The sequence below is a fragment of the Micromonospora sp. NPDC005237 genome, assembly GCF_040607775.1.
Classification (GTDB): domain Bacteria; phylum Actinomycetota; class Actinomycetes; order Mycobacteriales; family Micromonosporaceae; genus Micromonospora.
Map to the genome: position 1 here is coordinate 235659 of NZ_JBEXHJ010000004.1, position 12070 is coordinate 247728.

Below are 12070 nucleotides of genomic sequence, written 5' to 3' on the forward strand. Positions count from 1 at the left end.
CGTGCGCCTGCTGCTCGCGCTCAGCCGACGGGCGGGGCGGTGGGTGGCTTCGGCGCCTCGCCCGGCTCGGCCGGTTCGCCGACCGGCCGTTCCTGCTCCCCGAAGGCCGTCCGGATCCACCGGTTCGCCTCCTCCTGCTCGACACCGGAGGCCACCAGCAGGTCACTCGCCGTGGTCCGGATCTGGGCGATCACGACACTGCCGGAGAAGCCGACTCCCGCCCCGTACGCCCGGCCGGCCTCGCTGACGGCCCGCAGCGAGCGCTCCCGTGCCTTCTGCGGCTCCTCGCCCGCCGCGAACTCGTGCTTGAGCAGCCGGACCGACTCGGCGAGGTGGCGGATCGCGTCCGGCATCGGGTCCGGCACCGGCTCGTCGTCCTCGATCAGGGTGACGGACCGGCGGATCAGCGTGCCGCTGTTGCGCATCGCGCGGTCGATCGGGTCGGCCGCCTCCGCGTAGTGGATCAGCTCGCCGCGGCGGTGCCAGCGGGCCGGCGACAGGGTGGCCGTCTCCTTCGCGCCCTCGATCGCCTCGCCCAGGGTGGCCAGCTCGTCCTTGTTGTTGCGCAGCCGCTCCAGCGCCCGCTGGATGCCGGCCCGGTCCCGGTCGCGCAGCCCGTCGGCGGTGGCGTCGAGCTGGGCGGCGAGCAGGTCCAGCGCCGGGCGGGCCGCCCGGTTGATCACCCGGAGCGGGTTCAGCGGCAACAGGACCGCCGTCACCAGCAACGCGATGCCGCCGCCGAGAAACGCGTCGACGAAGCGCGGGATCTCCAGGTTCTGGGTGGACGGGCTCAACGTCACGATCAGCACCGCCGTGGCCGCCGCCTGGATGACGATGGCCACGCTCGCCCCGGCGAAGATGGTGAGCAGGATCGCCACCGTGACCACCAGGCCGAGCTGCCACGCGCCGGTGCCGAGGAAATAGATCAGGAGGTCGCCGACGAACACCCCGACGCCCACCCCGACGATCAGCTCGACGGTCCGGCGGAACCGCTGCCCGACCGACGCGGCAAGCGTGCCGACCGCGGAGATCGGCGCGAAGACCGGTTGCGGATTGCCGAGCACCTTGTGCGAGATGAGGTACGCCAGACCGGCCGCCAACCCGGCCTGGACGGCCAACCCACCCGCCATCCGCACCCGGTGCAGCCGGTCGTGCAGGGTGGCCCGGCCGCGGTGCCGCAGTTGCTCGGTGGCCTCGGCGATGCGCGCCCCGTCGACGTCCACCAGGCCCTCACGCAGCGGGGTACGCCGCACCATCGGAGGTCTTCTGTCCCGGGCCACCGCCATGGGCGCGACTACCCGTGGCGGGCCCCCTGAATCCTCCCGCCCGCCTGCGGCGCGCGGATGCGGCAGACTCGGGCGGTGGCCGATCTGCTGGACCGGTGGCGGGCGGCGGCCCGCGACGCCGGGGCGAGACCCGACGAGCGCTCCACCCGGGCCGGGGAGGAGCTGCTCGCCCGGTGGCGGGAGCCGCACCGGCACTACCACACGGTGGCGCACCTGAGCGTCGTCCTCGATGTCGTGGACCGGCACGCCGCGCTGGCCGACCGGCCCGACCTGGTCCGGTTGGCCGCCTGGTGCCACGACGCGGTCTACGACCCGCGGGCCCCGGGCGACACCAACGAACGGGACAGCGCCGCGCTGGCCGGGAACCTGCTCACCGGGCTCGGAGTGCCGGCGCCCGCGGTGGCCGAGGTGCGCCGGCTGGTCCTGCTCACCGCCGGGCACGCCGTGGCGCCCCGCGACCGGAACGGCGCCCTGCTCTGCGACGCGGACCTCGCCGTGCTGGCCGGGCCGCCGGCCGCCTACGACCGCTACGCGGCGGCGATCAGGCGGGAGTACGCGCACGTGCCCGAGTCGGCCTTCCGAGCTGGTCGGGCCACCGTGCTCACCGGGCTGCTGGCGCTGCCCGCGCTGTTCCGGCTGCCGCCGCTCGCCGACCGGTGGGAGCAGCCGGCCCACGACAACCTGCGCCGTGAGCTGGCCGCACTCACCGGGCCGCCGACGATCCCGGCGTGACCAGGTGCTTCGGGCGACGCAGTCCGGCGTCGCGCAGCAACCGGACGAGTTCCCGGCTCGGCACCACCCGGGCCCCGAGCCACACCGCCGCCGCGAACCGGTCGGCCGGAATGTCGTAGTGGTCCCGGTCGAAGCCGCGCCGGGGTGCGCCCAGCGCCTCGGCGAAGGCGTGCAACTCGGCGTAGGAGACGTCGCTGATCAGGTGCGACCAGAGTCGACCGCGCCACGGCCAGGCCGGCCGGTCCAGGTAGAGCATGGTGCCCAAGCTAGCCCGCGTTGATGATCGGTGGTCGGCGACCTAGCCTCGGCGGCATGGCCCCCACCGGACTCCTCGACGACCTGCGCGCCACTCTGGGCGAGAACGCCGTGCTCACCGACCCGGACCTGCTACGCCTGCACCAGCGCGACGAGGCCGACCTCTGCGCCGCCGGCGTCCCCCTCGTGGTGACCCGCCCGCGCAGCACCGAGCAGGTGGTGGCGGTGATTCGGGCGGCGGCCCGGCACGGCGTACCGGTGGTGCCGCAGGGCGCGCGGACCGGGCTGGCCGGCGCGGCGAACGCGGTGGACGGCGCGGTAGTGATCAGCACCGTCGCGATGGACGAGATCCGGGAGATCGACCCGGTGGGCCGTATCGCGGTGGTCCAGCCCGGCGTGGTCAACGCCGCGCTCGCCGCGGCGGTCGCCAAGCAGGGTCTCTGGTACCCGCCGGACCCCGGCTCCTGGGAGTCGTCCACGATCGGCGGCAACGTGGCCACCAACGCCGGCGGCATGTGCTGCGTGAAGTACGGCGTGACCACCGAGTACGTGCTCGGCCTGGAGGTGGTGCTCGCCTCCGGCGAGGTGCTGCGCACCGGGCGGCGAACCGCCAAGGGGGTGGCCGGCTACGACCTGACGCGGCTCTTCGTCGGCTCGGAGGGCACCCTCGGGGTGATCACCGAGGTGACCGTGGCGCTGCGGCCGGCCCCGGCCGACTCGCTGACCCTGGTGGCGGTCTTCGGCTCCACGGCGGCGGCCGGCACCGCGGTGGCCCAGATCGCCGCGCGGGGCCTCACGCCCAGCCTGCTGGAACTGCTGGATCAGACCCACCTGCGGGCGATCGAGGCGTACCAGCCGATGGGGCTGCGGACCGACGCGCAGGCCCTGTTGCTGGCCGCCGCCGACACCGGCAGCCGGGCGGGCGACGACCTGGCGGCCCTGGCGCAGGTGTGCGAGGCGGCCGGCGCCGAGGAGGTCTACGCGGCCACCGACGCGGTGGAGGCGGCGGCGTTGTTGCAGGCTCGCCGGCTCGCCCACCCGGCGATGGAGAAATTCGCCGCCGACACCCACCCGGGTGGCAGCGGTGGCCTGGTGATCGACGACGTGGCGGTGCCGCGGGGCGCGCTCGCCGCGCTGCTGGACGGGGTGGCCCGGATCGCGGCGGACTGCGACGTGCCGATCGGTGTGGTGGGGCACGCCGGGGACGGCAACATGCACCCGAACATCGTCGTCGACCGCGCCGACCCGGCGAGCGTTGAGCGGGGCCGGCGGGCGTTCGACGAGATCATGCAACTCGGCCTCGACCTGGGCGGCACCTGCACCGGCGAGCACGGGGTGGGGCTGCTCAAGCGGGACTGGCTGGCGGCCGAGATCGGCCCGGTCGGCGTCCGGGTGCACCAGGCCATCAAGGCGGCGCTGGACCCGGCCGGCCTGCTCAACCCGGGCAAGGTGCTCTGAGGGGCTGCTTTAGCCCTTGACCTCGGCGGGCGTCGCCTGGGTGAGCAGCAACAGGATCTCCCCCGCCACCGCCGGGCGTTCCTCACCCGGGCAGTCCTGCGAGGTGATCAGCCCGGACGAGGTGAGCAGGCTGGACGTCAGCGCGTCGATACAGGTGGTCCGGTACCGCCGGACCTGGTCGGTCTCCTCGGCGAGCCGGGGGTCGGCGAGCAGCACCTGAAGGCGTTCGGTCTGCTCCGCGGCCAGCCTGCCCCGGGAGGTGACTCCGTCGCCGGCACAGTCGAGGCACTGCCACGAGCCGTCCCGCTCGACGCTCAACGTGCGCAGCGGGGCGTCGGCGCCGAGCCGTTGGATCAGGCTGACCTGGCCCGCGGCGACCGTCGTCGGGATCTCGGGTGCCGGCACACCGGCCGCCGAGCCGGCCGGCGGTTGGGCGACCGGCGTCTCGGCGTCATCGCGGCCGAAGAGCGAACACCCGGCCAGGGCGACGGCGAGCACCAGGGCAAGCAGCGGGGTGAGGAGACGGGGGCGCGCGCGGTACAGCACGCGCGGAAACCTACCCCACCGTAGGTAGCGTTCGAAACCACCATCCGGGCCGGTATCGATAGTTACCACTCGGTAACGTCACTTTTCGGTCATCGTGGCGTGGGGCGCAGCTCCGCCTGGTCGTCGTCACCCCGATCCGCCGCGTAACCCCGTACGTCCGGTACGCCGAGTCTGGCCGCGTCCGCCCCGGCGTCGTCCGGCATCAGTTGGGACTGCCGCTCCGCCTCCACCCGCGCGCGGTAGTGCTCGACCTCGCGGGCGCTCCTCGCCGCGTCCCACCCGAGCACCGCACCCATCAGCTCGGCGGTGTGCTCGGCCGACTCCAGGCCACGGTGGCTGGTCTCGAAGGAGATCCGGGTCCGTCGGGTCAGCACGTCCTCCAGGTGCAGCGCGCCCTCGGCCCGCGCCGCGTAGGCGACCTCCGCCGCCAGGTATTCGGGAGCACCGGCCAGCGGGGACGCCAGCAGCGGATCGACGTCGATCAGCGCCAGCAGGTCGAGCGTGAGGGTGCCGTACCGCTCCAGCAGGTGCTCCACCACGCCCACCGGCACGCCGTGCCGGCGGGCCAGGTCGGCCCGGTCGCGCCACATCGCCGGGTAGCCGTCCGCGCCGAGCAGCGGCAGGTCGGCGGTACGCGACGCGCGGGCGCCACCCAACCGGCGTACGGCCCGGTCGACCACGTCGGACGCCATCACCCGGTACGTCGTGTACTTGCCGCCGGCGACCAGCAGCAGCCCGAGCATCGGCTCGAACACGGCGTGCTCGCGGGAGAGCTTCGACGTGGAGTCGGCCTCACCGGCCAGCAACGGCCGCAACCCGGCGTAGACGCCCTCGATGTCGGCGGTGGTCAACGGCCGGTCCAGCACGGTGTTGACCTGCTCCAACAGATAGTCGATGTCGCTGGCCGAGGCCGCCGGGTGCGATCTGTCCAGGCGCCAGTCGGTGTCCGTCGTGCCGATGATCCAGTGCCCGCCCCACGGGATGACGAAGAGCACCGACCGTGCCGTCCGCAGGATGAGCCCCGTCTCGCCGGTGATCGCCGAGCGGGGCACCACCAGGTGCACCCCCTTCGAGGCGCGCACCCGGACGCCGGGCCGCAGGCCCACGTCGTTGAGCATCCGGGACATGTCGTCGCTCCACACACCGGTGGCGGCGATGACCGTGCGGGCCTGCACCTCGAACTCGGCGTCCGGGGACCCGGCCGGCGCCTCCAGGTCACGGACCCGTACGCCGGTGACCTCCCGCGCCTGCCGGATCAGCCCGACGGCACGGGTGCTGCTGACCACGGTGGCGCCGAGGCTCGCCGCGGTGCGGGCCAGGGTGACGACCAGCCGGGCGTCGTCGACCTGGCCGTCGTAGTAGCGGATCGCCCCGGCCAGCGCGTCGGCCCGCAGGCTCGGGAAGATCCGCCGGGCCCCCTCCCGGGTCAGGTGCCGGTGCAGCGGCATGCCCCGACCACCGCCGAAGAGACCGGCGAAGGCGTCGTACGTGGCCACGCCCGCGCCGTAGTACGAGCGGCGGAAGATCCGGGCGGGCAGGTCCCGCAGACCCCGGCCGGCCGGCAGCGGCACCAGGAACGGCACCGGGCGGACCAGGTGCGGCGCGAGCCGGGTCGCCAGCAGGCCCCGCTCGGTCAGCGCCTCGTGAACCAGGTGGAACTCCAACTGCTCCAGGTAGCGCAGCCCACCGTGGATGAGCTTGCTGGATCGGCTCGACGTGCCCGAGGCGAAATCGCGCGCCTCGACCAGGGCCACCTTCAGGCCTCGGGACGCCGCGTCCAGGGCGGCGCCCGCACCGGTCACCCCGCCCCCGATGACCAGCACGTCGAAGCGCTCGGCGCGGAGTCGGCGCAGGTCGGCCGTACGGCGGACCGGCGAGAGCTGACCGGCGACGGATCGGGAGATGTTGGGGTCACGCACCCATCCACCGTAACCGCCACGGAAGCGTGTCGACATTCGCCGCCCGCCCCGCCTCGCCTCCGATTCACGTCGACCGCCCGCAGATCTTGGACAGTTTCCGTCAGCGGCTGACGGAAACTGTCCAAGATCTGCGCGGTTCTTCGATTCGAGACTGCTCGGGCTGGTCGTAGGGTTTCCGGATGCATGGTCAACCTGCGCATCCCGGGCTCGGCCACCGCAGCTCCCCGTGGCCGGTGGTCGCGGCCGTGTTCGTAGGCTGCTGGATCGTCGCGGTCACGGTGGCCACCCAGACCGGTGGCTGGCTCACCGATCAGGTGCTGCTCGGCTTCGGACGGGACCGGCTGGGCTGGCTCTGGCCGGTGCTCGGCCTGGTCACCGTCGTGCTGGTGGGCACGCCCGCCCTGCTGCTGGCCGTGCTGCCCCGCTCGACCACGGTCCGGGCCACCGGGCGGGTGTGGTTGGCCGCCGCGCTCACCCTCGGCGTGCTCACGCTGCTGCGCATCGTGCCGCCCGTGCACCACGAGGCGTACCTCGCCGCGCTGGCCGCCGTCGCATCGCTCAGCGCGCTCACCGTGGCCTGGTCGGCGCGACGATCGTCCGGCTCGGACGTCGGCGCCGCTCCCGACGCCACCGCGTCGTGGGCCGGCGACCGCACCGGCGGTGCGGCGCCGAACAGCGACGCCACCGCGTCGGGGGCCAGCGACCGCACCGGCGGTGCGGCGCCGAACGGCGACGCCGCCCCCGCTCAGGCCGCCGGAAGCACGGAGTCGAGCGTCGACGCCGCGTCGACGGCCGTCGGGGGCCCGGATCCGGTCGGGGGGCAGCGTGGATCGCGCCGGCCCGGGCCGGTGCCGCTGCTCGCGGTCGCCGCCGGGTTGGCGCTGCTGCTGCCGTGGGCCTGGCTGGGCGCGCTCGGTGGGCTCCTGGAGACAACGCTCGCGCTGTTGGCGGCGGCCGCGCTCGGGGTGCTGGCCGCGACGCTGTTGGACGCCACCTTCTGGTCCCGGTTCGCGGTCGGCCGGCCGCCTCGGCCGGGACGGCTGGTGCTGGTCGGTGGCCTGGTCGCCGGGGTGGCGCTGCTGCTCCTCGCGGCCGGGACGGGCCAGTCCGGCGCGCAGTTGCCCGCCCTGCTGACGCTGCCGCCGACGGGCTTCGCGCTGGCGGCGCTGTATGCCGCGGCCTGGCGACCGACCGCCGACCCGGCCGCGACCCGGCGGCCCACCGCCGATCCGGCCGCGGCCGGGGGGCCCACCGCCGACCCGGCCGACGCCGCACGCGCCGGCCGGGCCGCGACCGGCTGGCTGGTGGGCCTGGCCGCGCTCGGCCCGCTGGCCTTCACCGACCCGGAAGAGATCACCCTGCTGCTGATCGGCACCCGGGACGTCCCGTTCTGGGTGGCGGCCGCCGCCGGCGCCGGCCTCGCCGTCGCGGTCCTGGTCGCCATCGGGTACGCGGTGCTGCTGGCCCGCCCGACGGCACGCACCCCGAGTCGCCGGGTCGCCGCGCTGGCGGCGGCGGTCCTGCTGGTGACGGTGGGTGTCGTCGACGTCGGGCCCGGCCAACCCGGCCTGTACGGGGAGCGGCTGCTGGTGGTGCTGCGCGAGCAGGCCGACCTGAGCGGCATCCCGGCCGGCGCCCCCGGGCAGGCCGGACGGGACGCCCGGGCGGCGGAGGTCTACCGGCGGCTGGTGACCACCGCCGACCGCAGCCAGGCCGACCTGCGCCGCACAGCGGGGCGGCTACGACTCGACCCGGTGCCGTACTACCTGGTCAACGCGGTCGAGGTGGATGGCGGCCCGGCCGTACGGGCCTGGCTCGCGCGGCGACCCGAGGTGGCTCGGGTGCTGGTCAGCCAGCGCCTGCGGCCGCTGCCGGCCCCGGCGGGGCAGAGCCGGGGCACCGCGCCCGCGCCGACCGGCCCGGAGTGGAACATCCGTCAGCTCGGCGCGGACCGCGTCTGGTCCCAGCTGGGGGTGACCGGCAGGGGAATCGTGGTCGGCAGCTCCGACTCCGGTGTGGACGGCGGCCATCCGGCGCTGCGGGCCGGGTTCCGTGGCGGGGACGACTCCTGGTACGACCCGTGGGACGGCACCCGGACGCCGAACGACCAGGGCGGGCACGGCACCCACACGGTGGGCAGCGCGGTCGGGCGGGACGGCATCGGGGTGGCGCCGGACGCGCAGTGGGTGGGCTGCGTCAACCTGGACCGCAACCTGGGCAGCCCGGGGCACTACCTGGACTGCCTTCAGTTCATGCTGGCGCCCTTCCCGGCCGGCGGTGATCCGTTCACCGACGGCCGGCCAGAGCGCGCCCCGCAGGTGCTGACCAACTCGTGGGGCTGCCCGGCGATCGAGGGCTGCGACCGGGAGGCCCTGCTTCCGGCCACCACGGCGCTGGACGCCGCCGGGATCTTCGTGGTCGCCGCGGCGGGCAACACCGGCCCGTGGTGCGCGTCGATCGACGACCCGCCAGCGCCGTACGCGAACGTGCTGACCGTGGGCGCGGTGGACGCGCACCGGCGGGTGGCCGAGTTCTCCTCACGCGGGCCGGTGCCGGGCGGCACGGGCAAACCGGACGTGCTGGCGCCCGGGGTGGGCGTGGTGTCGGCCATGCCCGGCGGCGGGTACGCGGCGCTGGACGGCACGTCGATGGCGACCCCGCAGGTGGCGGGAGTGGTCGCGCTCATGTGGTCGGCGAACCCGGCGCTGGTCGGGGACCTGACCAGGACCCGGCAGATCCTGCGGGACACCGCGACGCCGGCCGAGCCGACGTACCGTTCCGACAACCCCACCGACGCCTGCGGCGGCCCGGCGAACGTCACCGGCGCCGGCCAGGTCGACGCGTACGCAGCCGTTCGCGCCGCCCGGGGGTGAACGAGGGCGGGGCCGGTCACCGCCAGCAGGTGATCTAGGGTCGGCGACCATGGACGCCGAGATCACCGTCGCCGAACTCAGCCCCGACCTCGCGCCCACCGTGGCGCGGTTCTGCGCGCAGGCGCTCGACCTGCCCGAGGACGCCGCCGAGGCGGCCGCCATCGTGGACGTGCTGTGGACCCGGGCCGCTGCCGACCGCGCGGTGGTCGGGCTGGGCGCGTACCGGGGGAACGACCTGGTCGGGGTGCTGCTCTGCTCGGTGTCGCCGGCCGAGGTGGGCATCGGGCACGTGGACCTGGTCGCGGTGCTCCCCGGGCAGCGCCGCCGAGGGGTGGGCCGCGCGCTGCTGTCGCGGGCCGAGCAGGCACTCGCCGAGCGCGGCGTCACCGAGGTGCTGCTCGCCGGAAACCCGCCGTACTACGCCTGGCCGGGCATCGACGTGCGGTACACGCCAGCGGTGTGCGCCGCCCTGGCGCTCGGCTACCACCAGGACCGGACCGCCTGGAACATGACGGCGGACCTGTCGTACGACGAGTCACCGGCCCTGCGGTCGACGGAGGCCACGGAGCAACGGCTGGCTGGGCAGGGCATCACGGTACGCCGGGCGGAGCCCGCGGACCTGCCGGCGCTGGCCGCGTTCGCCCGGTCCACCTTCGGTGGCGCCTGGGACGGCGAGCTGGCCGGGTCGGTGGGCCGCGCGGGGGCGGGCTGCCACCTGGCGGAGCGGACCGGCGAGGTGCTGGGTTTCGCCGCCTACGGGTCGTCCCGGCCGAGCTGGTTCGGGCCGATGGGCACCGCGCCCGCCGCCGAGGGTTCGGGCATCGGCGGGGTGCTGCTGCGACGCTGCCTGCGCGACCAGCGTGCGGCGGGGGTGGACCAGGCGCAGATCGGCTGGGTGGGGCCGGTGCCGTTCTACTCGGGCAGCGCGGGCGCCCGGATCGAGCGGGTCTTCTTCCTGTACCGGCGGACCCTACCGGTGACGTGAGAGGGCAAATGGGACATGAGTCCATTCGCCCGCATTACCCATCGACGCCCCCTACCGTTTCGGTAGAGGAGGCAGCCATGACCACGGATGACGACCAGACCGAGGACGGCCCGCCGATCACCTGGAAACCGGTCGGCGAACTGCCCGGCCAACTCCCGTTCGACCGGCTCGACTACGGCGACGCCGAGCAACTTGCCGAGATGACCACCGACGGCGAGCGGCTGACCGAGGAACCGCAGGAGATGGTGGACGCGCCGATCCAGCTGCTCCCGCCGTACGACCGGGCGCAGAAGCGCCGCAACCAGCGCCCACTGCCCACCTGACGACGAACGGGGCGGACCGCGTCAGCGGCCCGCCCCGTTCGGTGTGTCGGAACTGGACTCAGAAGTCCATGTCCCCGCCACCCGGGCCCGCCGGGGCAGCCGGGTTCTTCTCCGGCTTGTCCGCGACGACGGCCTCGGTGGTGAGGAAGAGCGCCGCGATGGAAGCGGCGTTCTGCAGCGCCGAGCGCGTCACCTTGGCCGGGTCGATGATGCCCGCGGCCAGCAGGTCGACGTACTCGCCGTTGGCGGCGTTGAGGCCGTGACCCGCTTCGAGGTTACGGACCTTCTCCACCACGACGCCGCCCTCGAGGCCGGCGTTGACGGCGATCTGCCGCAGCGGGGCGTCCAGCGCGACCTTGACGATGTTGGCACCGGTCGCCTCGTCGCCGACCAGGTCCAGCTTGTCGAAGGCGGTCTTGCCGGCCTGCACCAGCGCGACGCCACCACCCGGGACGATGCCCTCCTCGACGGCGGCCTTCGCGTTGCGAACGGCGTCCTCGATGCGGTGCTTGCGCTCCTTGAGCTCGACCTCGGTGGCCGCGCCGACCTTGATCACCGCAACGCCACCGGCCAGCTTGGCCAGCCGCTCCTGCAGCTTCTCGCGGTCGTAGTCGGAGTCGCTCTTGTCGATCTCGGCCCGGATCTGGTTGACCCGACCCTGGATCTGGTCGGCGTCGCCGGCACCGTCGACGATGGTGGTCTCGTCCTTGGTCACCACGACCTTGCGGGCGCGGCCCAGCATGTCGAGGCCGACGGCGTCCAGCTTGAGGCCGACTTCCTCGCTGATGACCTGGCCACCGGTGAGGATGGCGATGTCGGCGAGCATGGCCTTGCGGCGGTCACCGAAGCCCGGCGCCTTGACGGCGACGGACTTGAAGGTGCCCCGGACCTTGTTGACGACCAGGGTGGCCAGGGCCTCGCCCTCGATGTCCTCGGCGATGATCAGCAGCGACTTGCCCGACTGCATGACCTTCTCCAGGATCGGAAGCAGGTCCTTGACCGACGAGATCTTGCTGTTGACGATCAGGAGGTAGGGGTCGTCGAAGACGGCCTCCATGCGCTCCGGGTCGGTCATGAAGTAGGCCGAGATGTAGCCCTTGTCGAAGCGCATACCCTCGGTGAGCTCCAGCTCCAGCCCGAAGGTGTTGCTCTCCTCGACGGTGATGACGCCTTCCTTGCCGACCTTGTCCATCGCCTCGGCGATGATCTCGCCGACGGTGCTGTCGCCAGCGGAGATGGAGGCGGTGGAGGCGATCTGCTCCTTGGTCTCGACGTCCTTGGCGAGCTTGGACAGCTCCTCCGAGACGCTCGCGACCGCAGCCTCGATGCCCCGCTTCAGGGCCATCGGGTTGGCGCCGGCGGCCACGTTGCGCAGGCCCTCGCGAACCAGGGCCTGGGCCAGGACGGTCGCCGTCGTCGTGCCGTCACCGGCGACGTCGTCGGTCTTCTTGGCGACTTCCTTGACCAGCTCGGCGCCGATCTTCTCGTACGGATCCTCGAGCTCGATCTCCTTGGCGATGCTCACACCATCGTTGGTGATGGTGGGGGCACCCCACTTCTTCTCGAGCACGACGTTGCGGCCCTTCGGGCCGAGGGTCACCTTTACGGCGTCAGCGAGCTGGTTCATGCCCCGCTCGAGGCCGCGGCGCGCCTCTTCGTCGAACGCGATCATCTTTGCCATACGGCGTTGTCC

The 12070-nt window shown here is 73.9% G+C and carries 10 protein-coding genes; 5 read left to right on the forward strand and 5 right to left on the reverse strand.

Features of this window, described 5'->3' with window-relative positions; genetic code table 11:
- Positions 1 to 20: 20 nt before the first annotated feature.
- On the reverse strand, positions 21 to 1256 hold the full coding sequence (locus ABZT87_RS13550) for an FUSC family protein (RefSeq protein WP_354861470.1): 1236 nt from the start codon (positions 1254 to 1256) through the stop codon (positions 21 to 23).
- A gap of 105 nt (positions 1257 to 1361) precedes the next feature.
- Here ABZT87_RS13550 and ABZT87_RS13555 point away from each other — a divergent pair, with 105 nt between their 5' ends.
- A complete protein-coding gene (locus ABZT87_RS13555) occupies positions 1362 to 2018 on the forward strand; it encodes a metal-dependent phosphohydrolase (RefSeq protein ID WP_355135627.1) in 657 nt (218 codons plus the stop codon).
- Here ABZT87_RS13555 and ABZT87_RS13560 read toward each other — a convergent pair.
- A complete protein-coding gene (locus ABZT87_RS13560; protein ID WP_355064446.1) occupies positions 1990 to 2274 on the reverse strand; it encodes a DUF4031 domain-containing protein in 285 nt (94 codons plus the stop codon). The genes ABZT87_RS13555 and ABZT87_RS13560 overlap by 29 nt on opposite strands.
- 56 nt (positions 2275 to 2330) lie before the next feature.
- On the opposite strand from ABZT87_RS13560, the gene ABZT87_RS13565 reads away from it, so the two are divergent.
- A complete protein-coding gene (locus ABZT87_RS13565) occupies positions 2331 to 3731 on the forward strand; it encodes an FAD-linked oxidase C-terminal domain-containing protein (protein ID WP_355135629.1) in 1401 nt (466 codons plus the stop codon).
- A gap of 9 nt (positions 3732 to 3740) precedes the next feature.
- Here the strand turns inward: ABZT87_RS13565 and ABZT87_RS13570 are convergent, their stop codons facing one another.
- Complete coding sequence (locus ABZT87_RS13570; protein ID WP_354861463.1) at positions 3741 to 4277, reverse strand: hypothetical protein; 537 nt, start codon at positions 4275 to 4277, stop codon at positions 3741 to 3743.
- 89 nt (positions 4278 to 4366) lie between these two features.
- The gene (locus tag ABZT87_RS13575; protein WP_355064575.1) at positions 4367 to 6181 is read right to left on the reverse strand and encodes a glycerol-3-phosphate dehydrogenase/oxidase; all 1815 of its coding nucleotides are present in this window, start codon (positions 6179 to 6181) and stop codon (positions 4367 to 4369) included.
- Between the two features lie 194 nt (positions 6182 to 6375).
- On the opposite strand from ABZT87_RS13575, the gene ABZT87_RS13580 reads away from it, so the two are divergent.
- From ABZT87_RS13580 to ABZT87_RS13590, 3 genes are all read left to right on the forward strand, one after another.
- On the forward strand, positions 6376 to 9069 hold the full coding sequence (locus tag ABZT87_RS13580) for a S8 family serine peptidase (RefSeq protein ID WP_355135631.1): 2694 nt from the start codon (positions 6376 to 6378) through the stop codon (positions 9067 to 9069).
- Between the two features lie 49 nt (positions 9070 to 9118).
- Positions 9119 to 10054 (forward strand): GNAT family N-acetyltransferase, encoded by a 936-nt coding sequence (locus ABZT87_RS13585; protein ID WP_355135633.1) that lies wholly within the window; start codon positions 9119 to 9121, stop codon positions 10052 to 10054.
- A gap of 77 nt (positions 10055 to 10131) precedes the next feature.
- Positions 10132 to 10377, forward strand: a complete 246-nt coding sequence (locus tag ABZT87_RS13590) for a hypothetical protein (protein WP_354861458.1) — start codon at positions 10132 to 10134, stop codon at positions 10375 to 10377.
- Between the two features lie 58 nt (positions 10378 to 10435).
- Here ABZT87_RS13590 and groL read toward each other — a convergent pair whose 3' ends face one another.
- Entirely contained in the window at positions 10436 to 12058 is a 1623-nt protein-coding gene (gene groL, locus ABZT87_RS13595; protein ID WP_354861457.1) for a chaperonin GroEL, read from the reverse strand.
- Between the last annotated feature and the right edge of the window lie 12 nt (positions 12059 to 12070).